Source organism: Terriglobia bacterium (assembly GCA_032252755.1).
Lineage (GTDB): Bacteria > Acidobacteriota > Terriglobia > Terriglobales > Acidobacteriaceae > JAVUPY01.
This window is the reverse complement of the sequence record JAVUPY010000071.1, coordinates 17,081-31,941: the sequence shown is the minus strand read 5'-3', so window position 1 is coordinate 31,941 and position 14,861 is coordinate 17,081. Positions and strand designations below refer to the sequence as shown.

Here is a 14,861-nt window from a genome sequence, read left to right as displayed (position 1 = left end):
TCACGATTGAACACATGCGTGCTCTATCCAGATTACTTCGACCACACCGCTTCGGGTTCCTGCAGTTCGCGTCCCCGCCCAGCTTCCGACGTCGGCTTGGCTTTGCGCCAGTGCTGCAGGCGGTCGAGGTAGACGTAGATCACGGGCGTGATATAGAGCGTGATCAACTGCGAGATCATCAAGCCACCAACTACAGCTAATCCCAGCGGACGCCGTGATTCAGCTCCAGCGCCGAGACCGAGCGCGATTGGCAATGTTCCCATCAGCGCCGACATGGTCGTCATCATGATCGGACGGAATCGGATGAGGCAGCCCTCGTAAATCGCCGAGGCGGCATCCTTCCCTTCCTTGCGTTCCGCTTCCAGCGCGAAGTCGATCATCATGATGGCGTTCTTCTTCACGATGCCGATCAGCATGATTACGCCGACGAACGCATAGAGGTTCAGATCCATCCCGAACAACATCAGCGTAAGCAGCGCTCCCAGTCCGGCGGAAGGCAAGCCGGAGAGAATCGTGATGGGATGGATGAAGCTCTCGTACAAAATCCCCAGCACGATGTAGATGACGAGAATGGCAAGGATTAGCAGCCCACCGAGACCCTTAATGGATTGCTGGAAGACTTGTGCGGTGCCTTGGAACCCATAAGAGACCGTATCCGGCAGATTTTCCCGTGCCAAACGGTCGATCTGATTGACGGCATCACCGAGCGCGGCTCCTGGCTTCAAGTTGAACGAGATGGTCACGGCCGGTAACTGGCCCTGGTGATTGATGGTAAGCGGCCCCACGGTACGAGTTAGCTTCGCAACCGTGCTGAGCGGCACCAGTTGTCCGGTGTTCGAACGAACATACAGCAGCGAGAGCGCCTGCGGATCCAGTTGATACTGGGGCATCAACTCGACGATGACTCGATAGGTGTCGTTGGGCCTGTAAATCGTCGAAACTTGTGACTGGGCATACGCATAACCCAACGTGTTCTCGATCTGCTCCGCGGTGATGCCCAATGCGGATGCCTTGTCACGATCGATGTCGACATTGATCTGCGGATTTTTCAACTGCAAGTCGCTCGTGACGTCCTGTATCTGCTGAACGTCGCGCATCTTCGTTTCGAGCTTCTGCGCCGATTCGTACAGTTGAGCCGTATCCGGGCTTTGCAACGTGAACTGGTATTGGCTCTTCGAGAAGCGTCCACCGATGGGGATGATGTCGGGCATGACGGCGTAGGAGGTAATGCCCGGAATCTTCGCCAGTTTCTGGCGAAGCTGCTGCACGATGACCGACGCGTGAGGCCGTTCGTGTCGATCCTTCAATTGCAGGAACATGCGGCCGGTATTGTCGTCACCTGTAAAGGACATGAATGCCCTTACACTCGGGTTTTCACTGATGACTTTCGCTGCCGCACGCTGGTGCCGCACCATATCTTCGAAGGAGATTCCCTGAGCTGCCTCGGTGGAGACCCGGATCTGGCCGATGTCCTCGGTGGGCAGGAAGCCTTTAGGAACAACGACGAACATGTAAGCCGTAACACCGAGAATTGCAAACGAGAACATCAGGGTGGCAAAACTGTGGCGGATGACGTAACGCAGAGTGACGTCATAGAACCGTACCAAACCCTGGAACACCCGTTCCGTCCAATTGAAGAGTGCCCCATGATGCGATTCCTTCGGTGGTTTGAGGAATCGACTCGCCAGCATCGGTGTCAGCGTCAGTGAAACAACACCAGAGACGAGAATGGCTGACATGATCACGGCTGCGAACTCGTGCAGCAAGCGACCGATAACTCCGCCCATAAAGAAGACCGGGATGAATACAGCCGCGAGCGAAATGGTCATGGACAGAATGGTGAAACCAATCTCGCGCGAACCATTCAGCGCCGCCTCCATCGGCGCTTCTCCGTTCTCCATGTGTCGGACGATGTTTTCCAGCATAACGATGGCGTCGTCGACGACGAAGCCAACCGAGAGCGTGAGAGCCATGAGAGAAAGATTGTCGACGCTGAAGCCCGCCAGGTACATCACGGCGAAGGTTCCGACGATGGACATTGGCAAGGCCAGGCTCGGAATGATCGTTGCCGAGACATTGCGCAGGAAGATGAAGATCACCATGATGACCAGGCAGATGGTGAGCATCAGTGTGAACTTCACGTCATTGACCGAGTCGCGAATGGACTGCGAGCGATCGATCAGGATGTCCATGTTAATCGCCGCCGGGATTCTTTGGCGGAAGCCCGGCAGAAGTGCCTTGACGTTGTCGATAACCTCGATGGTATTGGTTCCAGGCTGCTTCTGGATTCCGAGAATGACCGAATGCTGGCCGTCGCGCCCGTGATACACCCAGTTATCGACACGCTCGTCCTCAACACTGTCTACAATCTGTCCGAGGTCGCCCAGACGAATGGGTTTGCCATCCTTGTACGCAACAATCAGCGGGGCATAATCGGAAGCTTTTGTGAGCTGACCGTTCGACTGTATGGTGAATGCCTGGTAATGCCCCCAAAGAGTACCGGTTGCCTGGTTCACGTTGCCGTGCTGGATGGCATTAACCACGTCTTCGATGCCGATCTGGCGGCTGGCCAGCTTCGCCGGATCGAGTTTCGCGTGTATTGCGTACTTCTGCGCGCCGAATACATTCACCTGCGAGACGCCGCTCACCATCGAGATGCGCTGTGCCATCACCGTCTCGGCATACTCGTCGATGTCGGAAAGCCGCATCGTTGGCGAACTGAGTGTCAGCAGCAGAATCGAGAAATCTGCCGGGTTTACCTTGCGGTAACTCGGCGGCGAGGGCATGTTCTGCGGCAGGTCATGCTGGGCCTTCGAGATCATCGACTGGACATCCTGCGCGGCAGCGTCGATATTGCGGTCCAGCGTGAACTGCAGGGTAATCTGCGTGGAACCGAGCGAGTTCGATGAGGTCATCGAGTCGAGACCCGCGATCGTCGAGAACTGCTTCTCGAGCGGCATTGCGACCGCGCTCGACATCGTGTCCGGACTGGCGCCCGGCAATGACGCCGAGACCTGGATAGTCGGAAAATCGACGACAGGAAGATCGCTGACCGGAAGTGCCCGGTAACCGACAATTCCGAATAACAAGATGGCCGCCATGACCAGGGTGGTCATGACCGGACGCTTAATGAAGATCTCGGCAATACTCATGACTGCTTACCCTGGGGTTCCACAAGAGATGTTGAGGAGTTCCACTCCACCTTCGACCCGGGCACGATACGAACCTGGCCATCGGTTACGACCGTCTCTCCGGCGTCGACCCCTTTACGAATGACGATCTCGGTATTGTCGCTGGGGCCAAGATCGACGTTTCGCGCCTCGACGGACTTATCGGCCTTCACAACGAAAACGTAGGGACCCTTCTGGCCGTTCTGAACGGCCTGCGTCGGCACCACCGTTGCATTCTTCTCGGTGGTGAGTTGCAGGTTGATGTTGACGAACTGGCCGGGCCAGAGGGTGCGGCGCTCATTCCCGAATTCTGCTTTCAGCGCGATCGTTCCCGTGGCGCGATCGACGGTGTTGTCGATAAATGCGACTCGTCCTTCTGCGAGCGGAACGGACGTTTCGGGCAACGTCGCTACAACCTTGAGCGAGCCTTGCGCCATGTACTTCCTGACCTCTTCGAGATTCTTTTCCGGGACTGTGAAATCGGCGTAAATGGGCGAGATCTGGTTGAGGATAACCATCGCAAGGTCATTCGCCTTGATGAGGTTACCTGCATGAACGAGAATATCGCCGGCGCGGCCCGTAATTGGCGAATAGATCCTGGTGTACTGGAGGTTCACCCGCGCGGATTGGACTGCTGCTTTATCGGCCTGGACCGCCGCGTCGTACTGAGCGGCTGAGGAGTCCATCGCATCATACTGCTGCTGCGCGACCACACCCTCTTTGAGCAAGCTGTGATAGCGCTTCTGATCCATGCGCGCGTTCGCCGCTGCGGCCTCATCTTTCGCAAGCTGGCCTTCGGCCTTGGCGAGATCTGCTTGAAAACTCCGCGGATCCAGCGTGAAAAGGAGTTGCCCTTTTTTTACATCCTGGCCAACCGAGAAGTGAACCTGCATGACTTCCGCCGTGACCATCGACTTGACCTGCACGGTTTGGACAGGCGAGACATTTCCGATAGCGGTGATGACGACTGGCATGTCGCGGCGAATGGCCTTGGCTACGGTTACCGGCACTGCACGGGACACATTATTGCCGGCAGCCTCGGTCTTCTGAGTGGAACACGACGAGAGGAAGAACAGTGAGATGAGCACTGCCGCGCCTAGCAGGCCAGCAAAGCTCCGAGCACGAAAATTCATATATGAAATCCTGATTCCCTACTTATGACGTAGTTTTGCTTAACATCCCTTCGAGCCAAATGTCGGTCATGCTTTCGGCGGCTGCATGCAGATCGAACGGATGGAACTTGCTGCCTCCGAACAAATCCTGAATCAGAGAGTGATAGACCACCATGCCGAGGAAACCGCGGGCGGCAAGTTGCGCATCCACGTGCCTGAACTGGCCTCCATCGATCCTCTGCTGGATAAAGTCGCCCAACAACTCGTAGTAATCGGCCACATAGCTCTGGAAAAAGCGCTGCGACAGCCTGTGGTTTTCCAGCGCGCTGAAGAACAACAACCGCGAGAGCGTCTGGTCTTTTTCGCGGCGACGCAGAATTGTTTCAGCGAGATCGGAAAAGGTCTCGCGAAGAGGCTTGCCCGCATTCAGGATATCTCGCATGAATTCCTTGGTCCCTGCGCTCTGGACTTTCGCTTCAATAACCGCCCAGTACAGCTCTTCTTTCGTCGGAAAATGGCGAAAGATGATGGCCTCATTGACGCGTGCACGGCGTGCAATCTCTCGCGTTGTAGCTCCCTCGTATCCCTTGCTGGCGAACAATTCTGTCGCTACCTGCAGAATCTGGTTTCTTCGATCTTCGGCGGAAAAACGCTGCTGTGTGATTGCGGGCATAATCGTGTAAGTATCTACTTACTCTAGACTTACACGCTGCCCGTGTCAAAGGATTGGACGACCTGAATAGGGGAGCGTAACTGAAAATTTTGTAAAGAAATATGATCGAAAAATCGTAAAACCAATCACGCCGACTGGTCACGAAATGGCATGTCATACCGATGTCGGCGGAAAGAACTTGCTGACCAGCGTTAGGCGGTACGCGGAGTCACCCTGAACTTGGCGAACAGATTTAAATTGTGAACCCATACCCTGGGCCGGCAATCAGATAAATGTGGACGCTCCATCCAGGCCGCATGTGGTCATCGTAGGCGGAGGATTTGGCGGACTTTATGCTGCCAAAACCCTCGGCAACAAGCCTGTTCGCGTTTCTCTCATCGACCGGAAGAATCATCACACATTCCAACCTCTTTTGTACCAGGTGGCTACCGCGGGTCTGTCGCCCGGAGAGATTGCGATGCCGATTCGCGGCATCTTGTCTAAGTATCGCAATATCGAGGTCCTTCTCGGCGAAGTAAAAGATGTCGACCTGAAGAACAAAATACTTCACCTGCCTCCGAATGAATTAGCCGGCGATCCCGGGGAGCGCGGCGAAATCGCTTTTGATTACCTGATTCTCGCGACAGGCGCTTCTCACAACTATTTCGGGCATACGGAATGGCAAGGCTTAGCCCCCGGATTGAAAACGATCGAGGACGCGACGGAGATCCGGCGTCGCGTCTTGCTGGCCTTCGAACTCGCGGAACGTTACGCGCGAATGGAGCGCCAGCAGAACCCCATCAATTTTGTGATCGTCGGTGGCGGTCCCACCGGCGTTGAACTTGCAGGAACGCTCGTCGAAATCGCTCGTCGGGTGCTTGCGTCCGATTTCCGGCACATTGACCCGAAACGAGCGCGCGTCATCCTGGTTGAGGCTGGCCCTCGGGTGCTGTCGGCGTATCCGGAAGACCTTTCTCACAGCGCAGAGCGCCAGTTGCGTCATCTTGGCGTCGAAGTCAGAGTCAACGCCATGGTGACGAATATCACACGTGATCACGTCGAGATCGGAACCGAGAGAATTCCTTCTGCGGTAACACTGTGGAGCGCTGGAGTTGCAGCGTCGTCCTTGGGGCGGAGACTAGGAGTTCCCACCGACCGCGCCGGACGCGTCCTCGTCGACCCGGACCTCACGATCCCGGGCTACTCCAACGTATTCGTCATCGGCGATTTGGCATCTGTGAAGGAAAAGAACGGAAAGCCGGTGCCGGGAGTCGCCCCCGCGGCAATTCAAATGGGAAAATTTGCGGGAAAGACGATTCTGAGCGACGTCCACGGTAAGCCCCGCAAAGCTTTTGAATACTGGGATAAAGGTAGCCTTGCAACGATTGGACGTGCTGCCGCGGTTGCGGATCTCGGAAAAATCCATCTCTCAGGATTCCTTGCGTGGCTGTCCTGGCTCTTCGTTCACGTATTCTTCCTGATCGGGTTCAAGAACCGGGTCTTGGTACTGCTGGAGTGGGCGTGGTCGTATATCACCTTCCAGCGCGGGGCTCGGCTGATTACCGGAAACAGCGACTACATCGTACGGGAAGATCAGGCAGTAGCGCACGAAACGCGGAAGGTTTCCTAGCGCCCTCGTGCGGAGGCTGCGGGCGTAGTATGCGTTTTTTCGGTGCCCTAAACTCGGAGTTGGGCACTAGCTCAAGCGGGAAGAAATCTCCGCCTGAGCTAGTGCCCAAGACTCCGGGTCTAGAGACCACCGAGTGTAACTCCCGGTGTGCCGGTCATTCGGCAGAGATTGTGCGGAGCCCTCCTGATTCCGGTCTCACGCTTGAAAGGAAGCTTTGCATCTGCGGTAGCGCCTGCGTTCGGCAATCGTATAGCGCGATGTGGCCGCACCCTTTCAGGATCACCAGCGTGCTCTGGGGAACCTGCTGATGTAATGCTTTTCCCCAAGACAAGGGAGTTAGCAAATCCTGCTCCCCCCATATGATTAGCGTCGGCATGTTCACCGATTGCAGCTTTCCATTAACAAAGTCGGTACCACTATTTCTGACCTGCAGGATACGCTGCATGACGTCGCGTTGGGCTTGCATGCGCCGCAATGTGTCTCGCACCAGAAATGGTCCAATCCAGGAGCGCTTGGGAGTCATTAGCTCGCGGAACGCTTCCACATCTTGGGGAAAAGCTGGCTGCGGCACACTCGGGTCAAAGATGATGCCACCGGAATCTGCTACGACAAGTCGTCGCACACGATCCGGCCAGAGCCGGGCAACATGCAGCGCAACGAATGCTCCCATTGATACACCGACCAGATCCGCTTGTTGAATGTTCTGGCTGTCAAGGAAATCATGCACAACTTTTGCCTGAAGAGCGGCGCGGTAATCCACGTCCGGGTGGTCGGAACTCCCGTGGCCCAGCAAGTCGATCGCATACACCCGGCCATGTGCGGTTAAGGTGGGCAAGTAATCGGCCCAGAACAACGCGTCGCCTCCCATGCCGTGCAATAACACAATTGGTCGGCCGGAACCCGCCGCGTAGTAGTGAATACGATAAGAGCCAGCCTGCGCGATGCCGCTGTGCGCGCCCGCCATGGCAAAGCGCGCCCTCGCGTACGCTCTTAAAAATGTTGTTGGACGATATAGAAACCACGCGGCCATCAGCAAGGCTGCGACAAATGTGTAGTAACAAATGGTGAATAACCGTTTCGGTCGGACGACACGCGCCGGAGCCTGTGCTGCCATAGAGCACCCCCTGTCGGAATGTGAACTACCGGCCTAGAAAACCAACCTCAGTCCAAACTGCACCTGCCGTGGGTCAAACGCCGCTTTGAAACCCAATGGCGTGGATGAATCAAGGCCCTTTACGCCGCGGACGTTGAATGGACCAGTCAGATAGTTGATGGAATAAGGGCCGACATTGAACGGCTGCGGATCGCAAACGCCTCCGGTTGGCAACGGCTGCGGGATAGCCTGCGGCAACATGCAACCGCCGGGGAAAGTGTCGTTCAGCGCGCTGAAGTTGGTACGATTGAGGATGTTCGTGCCCTGTACCAGGAAATCTAGCCGTCGCCCCAAATCGCGATCAAAGTAAAACGACTTCGTTATCCGCAGGTCCAATGAATAGAAGTTCGGACCAATGCCAGTGTTGCGCGCGGCGATCCAGGGCCGTGCCCACAAGGGCGTACTTCCAGCGCCGTTTTGCAGGCCGGGCACTCGGACCGTGAATGGAATGCCGCTCCGCAGGAACAGGATTGGTGAAAAGGTGCTGTCGGCCAGCACATGCGAAACAAAGTTGCCACCGGCCTTGAATGGTGCTTCATAGACGGCATTGGCAACGAAATTGTGCCTGATGTCAAAAGTCGAAAGACCCCACTCCCTGCCCACGCGGGTGGGTCTGAAAGGCCTGAAATCACCGTTGAAATCAGTATTGTCGTCCATAGCCTTGCTGAAGGTGTAGTTAACTTGGAACTGCAGCCCACGAGCAAAGCGCCGGTTCAGCGAAGCCAGCATGCCATGATAAATCGAGCTGCCGATGGATTCCGAAGTCAATCGCTCCATCAACGTTGGATCGATTGGGGTGTAGATCGGGCCGATGAAAGGATCGACGATTCCTGTTTCTCTCATGTTTGTGTCGAGCGGAACGCTCAAATGGACGCCATGGTACATCTGATAACCGACCTCTATAGCCATGTTGCTGCCCAGTTCCCGTTGCACGCTGAGGCTCGCCTGAACGGAGTAGGGGTTCTTGTATGGCTGCATTATGTCGTATATGACTCTGCCGGGCTGGCCGGGTCCTATTTGAAAACCGGCGGCCTCGACCTGCGAGGCGCTTAGCCGGGGGAAAGGCGGCTGCTGCGCACAGCGTTCAGGTTCCTGCGGAGTACAGCCTGACAACATTGCCCAAAGCGTCAGGATTCGAGTGTCAGCAGCGGACAAGGTGCCCGCGACCCAATTGATGTGGTCGCCCTTTTCGGAAAGCAGGTTAGAAACGTAACCAATGAACAAAGGAATAGGTGCCACGAAAATCCCGCTCCCACCGCGTATGACTGTCTTCTGATCGCCACCAGGATTCCAGGCAAACCCCACACGAGGTGAGAAATAGATGTTCCGCGGCATCGGTTGGCTCGGCGCGTCTACGTCCACCCGGCCGCCGAGATCCAGTGTCAAGTTGCGCGTGATCTTCCACGAGTCCTGCACGTAGCTCCCGAAATAGTGTTCCCAACCCGTGGTCTCAGGATTGCCAAAGCCTTGCATGTAGAGTAGCGGCAAGCCGAGATTGAACGTCTGGAGAGCCGTCAAATTGGTGGCGGAAACTCCGGTCGCAGGCAGACCGTGCGCCAGATTAAAACCAACCAGGGGAAGGAAAGCGGGCGAAGACGGCTGAATCACACCGCCTACAATGGGAATGGCGCTGCCGACAAAATAGAAACTCCCTCCGAAATACAATTCATTACGGATCACATAGGTGAATGGCCGATAGGACGCTCCGAATTTGAGCGTGTGCTTACCCCAGATAGCAGACAAGCTGTCTTCAAACTGGAAGCGGCGTTGGTGGAGTATGAACGGCTCCCCAACTTCACCGCCGAACTGCCCCAGGCCCACGATCTTGACATAGGCCGTGTGCGGCGAAACTGGCGGCGATTCCAGGCTGCTCATCGGTACGACTTGCACCCGGAGCTGATTTAGGACCTTCGGAGTGAACGAATGGCTCCAGGCGCCCAGCAGCGTGTAATCCCGCCAAAAGCCGAGGATGGCATCGTCGGGTGCGTTGGAGGGATCCAGCATGAACATCCGGCTGGAATCATCGTGCTGCCAGGAAAACCGGGCTGTGATGCTATCGTCAGCTGTTGGTTGATGGTCGAGACGTGTCACCCCATTGTTAAACTTTTTCCAGTCGTTGAATGCGCCCGTGTTGGACCCCAGCATGAGCATCGTGTTGGGAAAATTGGCAGGATCCAGCAAGAATTGCAGCTGCCCTGCTGTGGCCTGCAGGAGCGGATCGCCGGAAGCCGCAAGTTGACTCACGTATTCCTGCTGCGCAACATTCGCACGAATTCCCTTGGCAGCGTCTGTATTGGCGTAATTTCGGAACTGCGGCTTGTCGCTCTTGGTGAACTCGTAGGCCGTAAACATGAAGAGCTTGTTCCTGACCAATGGACCGCCGAGCGTGAATCCCGTGACAAAATCCTGCTGGAACGCTTTCTTATCGGTCCGTGGAGCAAAGTAGTTTGTCGCGCTGATATGCTCGTTGCCGAAGTACGCGTGTGCGGCGCCGCGCCACCTGTTGGTGCCGCTGCGGGTCACGACGTTGACCGCAGTTCCGGCCGTGAAGCCAAACTCCGCCGCAAAGGAACTCCTGTTAACTTGGAATTCCTGCACCGACTCCACGGGCACGTTTGGTGTACGCAGTTGGCCAGACCCAAGATCGTTTTCGCCCCCATCTATAGTGACCAGGTTGCTACGGCCGTTGCTGCCGCCGATGGAGAGCCCGGTGCTCTGAAACCCACAAAAACCGGGAGCCTGAGCGCGCGGCGCCTCCGAACTGGAGACCCCGGGAAGTGTGAAGACGGTATCCGTGAACAGACGGGTGAGGTTCGGTAAGTCCGCGAGCTGTCGTCGGTCGATCGTATTGGCCTGCTGCGTTCGCTCCATCTGAACCAGCGGAACCATCTCGGGGACATCAACGGCGTCGCGTGCGGCTCCGAGTTGCAGGCGCACGTCATGATTGGCACTCTCACCTACCGACACCACCACCATAACCAGGGCAGTCGCAAAGCCGGGCGCCTCCACTTGCAACCGATAGGTGCCGGGCATAAGCGATGCAAAGCGATAGGTGCCATCCACACCGGTCTGAATAATCCTGGACCAACCTGTGTCTGGGCTGCTGATAGTGACGCGCGCACTCGTTACCACCAGACCCTGCGGATCGAGAACGGTCCCCTTCAAAGTCGCCGTCGAATAATCAACCTGAGCGAGGACAGAGGTGGCTCCGGCAAACGCGAATACCAGAACTGCCAATATGAACCTTGTCCTGCACATACCCACCTCCTCGGGGGAAGTTGTGGGTCGAAAAGGCACAGCTAGTCTTGCAAGTTCATCTTCCTCAGCAACGCCGCGAAGCGCGGGTCGGAGCGAATCGGGTCGAGGTGGGGATAGCTCTTGATCGGTGTCATCATCGGGTCGAACTGCTCGATGGCGCGCTCCATCCAGGCGAAGGCGTCGTCAATTTCACCCAGCCCGAGGTGCGTCCAGGCGAAGCACGAAGCGGGTACGTAGGCGTGCTCCACCGTGACATGCCGCCGGCTGAGTAGAGCACGGGCTTCACCGACGTTGCCGCTTTGCGCTAACGCCCAGCCGAGCCACGTCAAGGTGCTTGAAACGGGGAAGACGGCGAAACTTCTCCGGAGCGCCTCAACGGCCTCATCGAGTCTGTGCTGCATGCAGCGAATCTGGCCGAGTAGGGCGTAAGCGAACGCGAAATTCGGGTCCATTTCGAGCACCTGGAGAACGACTTCCTCCGCACGGTCGTACTTGCGCGACAACCAGAGCACAACCGCAAGCCAGGAGCGCAAATTGAGGTCCATTGGGTTCAACTCGAGAGCGGTTTCGACTTCGGCCACGGCTTCGTCGAGCCGGCCCATGGGCATGAGCCAGCTCAGCGCCCGGCGGAATCGGACTACCGAGGATAAGGGGTTCAGCGCCAGCGCCACGTCCATTTCGCGTTGGACTTCCGCCCAGTTGTAATCGGGTACTTTGCGAAACTGACCGAGCAGGGAGTGGGTTTCGGCCAAGGTATTATCGATCTCGACGGCCCGGAGGGCTGCCCACAGTCCCTCCGAAAATGCTTCTCGCGGCGAGGTCAACCCCACGAAACCAATCCACCAGTAGGATTCGCCGAGCCCGTCGTAAGCCAGCGCAAACTGCGGATCGCGTGCGATAGCCTTCTCGAAAAAATCTTTGGCGCTTGTGACGTCCGCGTAGATGCGGTAACGGCCCTGGAGATAAAGGTTATAAGCCACCACATCTTCGGTCGGCTTTCGCTTGGCCGAGACTCCTGCTGCGAAACGTACGCGGTCGGCGGCGACCGGGACATGTGTGGCGAGCGCCTGCGCAATGGAGCCATAGACGGTGAAAATGTCGCGCATGTCGGCATCGTACTTCTGCGCGAATACGTGCGCCTGATCGCTCGTCTGGATCAACTGCACATTGATCCCAACCTGATCGCCTTCGCGCCGAACGCCACCTTCCACCACGAAGTCGACGTTCAACTCGTGTCCGATGCGGGCGATATCTTGGTGGCGGCCCTTGTAGTACATCGCCGTGGTGCGGGCGATAACCGCCAGCGCGTCCGGCGCTATGCGCGCGAGGGCGGTGATCAGCTCGTCCGTGATCACGTCGCTGAAATACTCCTGCGCGGCATCTCCACTGAGATTGATGAACGGGAGGACCAGCAATCTGGCCCTCTTCGGTGGTCCTGGCTCTGCCGCTGGTTGGACTCGTTGGACATTGCCAATGAAGCGGTAGCCGAACTTTCGCGACGTCTCGATGAAACGCGGATGCTCGGCCGAGTCGCAAAGCAGTTCGCGCAGGCGAGCCACAAGGATGTTCAGATTATTGTCGAAGTCGACGAAGACGTCGTCACACCAGAGACGACGACGCAAATCTTCCCGAGTGACCGCGCAACCGGGGTGTTCGAGAAGGCAGGCGAGCACCTGAAAACATTGGTACGGCAACTTGATCGGAATTCCCCGTTTTCGCAACCGGCGGGCGTCGAAATCAAGTTCAAAGCCATCGAAGCGGACAAGGTTGGGCACTGTCCAGCCCCTGCGGTAGTGGCCAATCTGAGATTACCCCCATCCTAGGTGCTGGTCAATGGCTAACCGGCTTTCTATCAGCCAAATAGGACGCAAGGAAAAATCAAGGCTCAACAAAGCCGCCGTCTATTCAACTCTGCAGCCGGGCGGAGCAGAATGCCAACCGCGTATGAGGAGGTGCAAAATGAAGCTTCGCTACATCGCGATGATTACAGTTCTAATCGCGGTACTGGTAGGCATGAGCGCCGGACAGGCGCCAAGCCTGGTGCCGCTGCCGGCCACTCTAACGGGTGAACTGAATGGCGTGCCTTACCAAATTAGAGTTCCGGCAAATTGGAATGGCACGCTCCTCGTTTACGCTCACGGATACAGTTCAGGCCCGATACCGCCCAAACTGACGCTACTGCCCCAAGATGAGACTGTGTTGCTTGCCCGGGGCTTCGCGCTGGCCGCGTCAAGGTTCGGAGGTACTGGATGGAATATGAAGGAGGGCATGCAGAATACCGCAAACCTGACCGCTGCTTTTCGTGACATGGTGGGCCGTCCCCAACGCACGATCATGTGGGGTGGCTCGATGGGCGGTTTAATGACGCTTGGGATGATTGAGAAATTTCCCGGTCTGTACGACGGCGCCATCGCATTGTGCCCTCCCGCTGCAGGTACGCCGCGCCGTTTCGATCTGGGACTCGATATTGCACTGGCCTATGCGGTTGCCTTCGAATGGAACCAGCAATGGGGCACGCCGGGCGACATTCGTGATGACCTCAACTTTTCTGTCGAGGTACTACCGTACCTCTCGCCCGCAACTACGAATGATCAGATTGGGAGATGGGAGTTCATCCGTCTCGTCAACAAAATGCCGATAGACAGCTATTACGCTCCCCTGAACTTCAGGATTAGCAACATGAACTTCGCCATGGCAGTTCGGGCCGAGTTGGAGCACCGCGCCGGCGGCGCGGTAGCCACAAACATAAACCGTGTGTACACGCTCAGCAGTGACGACAAGTTGTATCTGATGAACCAATACGGCTTGGATGTCGAACCGTTGCTGGCGCAAATGAATGCGCAGACTATTTACGCCCCCGACCCCAATGCCCGTAATTATGCCGAGCATTACGTGAATCCCACCGGGCGAATCACTCGACCGGTTATTACCTTACATACCAAGGGCGACTCGCTTGCTATTCCTGGTCACGAAAGCGCGTACCGTGTGGCGGTGGAGCAACAGGGGAACGGCAACCTGCTGGTACAGCAGTTCACAGACGGCGTGGCGCACTGTTATTTCACTTCCGAACAGGACATTGCTGCGGTAGATGCCATGATGCATTGGCTGGACAGCGGCAACCGGCCCGATGCGTCCTTTTTTAGTGCCCCAGGTTTTCTAGAGGAATTTGTTCCTGAGCCATGGGCCTGGTAGTCGGCATGTCCATGCAGCTAGAAAGGAGATTGGTTATGCGTAGTCGAATCGCAATGATGCTTACCCTGGCCATTCTGGTCTGCCCCTTGTTTGTAGGAACCACATTCGCCGACCAGAATAGCTGTACGATAGCTACCGTTAAGGGAACCTACGGTTACGTGGGTTTTGGAACCGTACTGGCGACCAACCCGTTCGGCGCTCCGGCAGGATCATACTCCTCGACCGGGACGCTCACCTTCGACGGCAAAGGAAACCTCCTCATCGTCGACACTGGGCGAGTCGATAATCTGTTCACTTCGCCCGATACTCAGTATCCCAGCACATATACGGTCTCCAATGACTGTGTCGTGACATTCACGATCACAGCCTGGGCCGAGCTTGGGCTTCCAGGCCCGCACTACAAAGGCGTCATTGTCAACAACCGGAAAGAACTGCGAGCGATAAGCTTGGTTCCGGGATATATCGTCAACTACGTGAACACAGCCAAGATCACGGCCGAGGATAGTGACTAGGCCCACGGATGCAGTTGTCGCGACTTGGCAATGGTCGCTCGACCAGTTCGAGCGACTCTTGCTTGGGCCTCTACTATCAACTTTTAAAAACGGAGCATGACGCGAGATACTCATGTGGGAGTTGGATTTTTCGAGCGAAGCGGAAATTCTAAGTGCTTGAAAACTTTGGCTGCCCCCCAGGG

The 14,861-nt window shown here is 56.6% G+C and carries 9 protein-coding genes; 3 read left to right on the top strand and 6 right to left on the bottom strand.

Translation table 11 applies throughout. The features are described from left to right. Positions 1 to 32: 32 nt before the first annotated feature. Genes ROO76_18255 through ROO76_18245 form a run of 3 tightly spaced genes read right to left on the bottom strand, consistent with a single transcriptional unit; the run spans position 33 to position 4,955 of the window. Complete coding sequence (locus ROO76_18255) at positions 33 to 3,152, bottom strand: efflux RND transporter permease subunit (GenBank protein ID MDT8070113.1); 3,120 nt, start codon at positions 3,150 to 3,152, stop codon at positions 33 to 35. After that, complete coding sequence (locus ROO76_18250) at positions 3,149 to 4,303, bottom strand: efflux RND transporter periplasmic adaptor subunit (GenBank protein MDT8070112.1); 1,155 nt, start codon at positions 4,301 to 4,303, stop codon at positions 3,149 to 3,151. Before ROO76_18250 ends, ROO76_18255 begins: the two co-directional genes overlap by 4 nt. A 22-nt stretch (positions 4,304 to 4,325) precedes the next feature. Next, positions 4,326 to 4,955 (bottom strand): TetR/AcrR family transcriptional regulator, encoded by a 630-nt coding sequence (locus ROO76_18245; protein MDT8070111.1) that lies wholly within the window; start codon positions 4,953 to 4,955, stop codon positions 4,326 to 4,328. Positions 4,956 to 5,229: 274 nt separating this feature from the next. Between ROO76_18245 and ROO76_18240 the strand changes: the two genes are divergently transcribed. Further along, positions 5,230 to 6,564 carry an NAD(P)/FAD-dependent oxidoreductase gene (locus ROO76_18240; GenBank protein MDT8070110.1) on the top strand — a complete coding sequence of 445 codons (1,335 nt, stop codon included), beginning with the start codon at positions 5,230 to 5,232 and terminating at the stop codon, positions 6,562 to 6,564. A 154-nt stretch (positions 6,565 to 6,718) separates the two neighbouring features. On the opposite strand, the gene ROO76_18235 is transcribed toward ROO76_18240, so the two are convergent. The 3 genes from ROO76_18235 to ROO76_18225 are packed head-to-tail and all read right to left on the bottom strand — an operon-like array spanning position 6,719 to position 12,750. After that, positions 6,719 to 7,678 carry an alpha/beta hydrolase gene (locus ROO76_18235; protein MDT8070109.1) on the bottom strand — a complete coding sequence of 320 codons (960 nt, stop codon included), beginning with the start codon at positions 7,676 to 7,678 and terminating at the stop codon, positions 6,719 to 6,721. A gap of 33 nt (positions 7,679 to 7,711) precedes the next feature. Then, complete coding sequence (locus tag ROO76_18230; protein MDT8070108.1) at positions 7,712 to 10,975, bottom strand: carboxypeptidase regulatory-like domain-containing protein; 3,264 nt, start codon at positions 10,973 to 10,975, stop codon at positions 7,712 to 7,714. Between the two features lie 41 nt (positions 10,976 to 11,016). After that, positions 11,017 to 12,750, bottom strand: a complete 1,734-nt coding sequence (locus ROO76_18225) for a tetratricopeptide repeat protein (GenBank protein MDT8070107.1) — start codon at positions 12,748 to 12,750, stop codon at positions 11,017 to 11,019. A 184-nt stretch (positions 12,751 to 12,934) separates the two neighbouring features. On the opposite strand from ROO76_18225, the gene ROO76_18220 reads away from it, so the two are divergent. After that, positions 12,935 to 14,167, top strand: a complete 1,233-nt coding sequence (locus tag ROO76_18220; protein ID MDT8070106.1) for a hypothetical protein — start codon at positions 12,935 to 12,937, stop codon at positions 14,165 to 14,167. 35 nt (positions 14,168 to 14,202) lie between these two features. Next, complete coding sequence (locus tag ROO76_18215) at positions 14,203 to 14,679, top strand: hypothetical protein (GenBank protein ID MDT8070105.1); 477 nt, start codon at positions 14,203 to 14,205, stop codon at positions 14,677 to 14,679. Positions 14,680 to 14,861 lie beyond the last annotated feature (182 nt).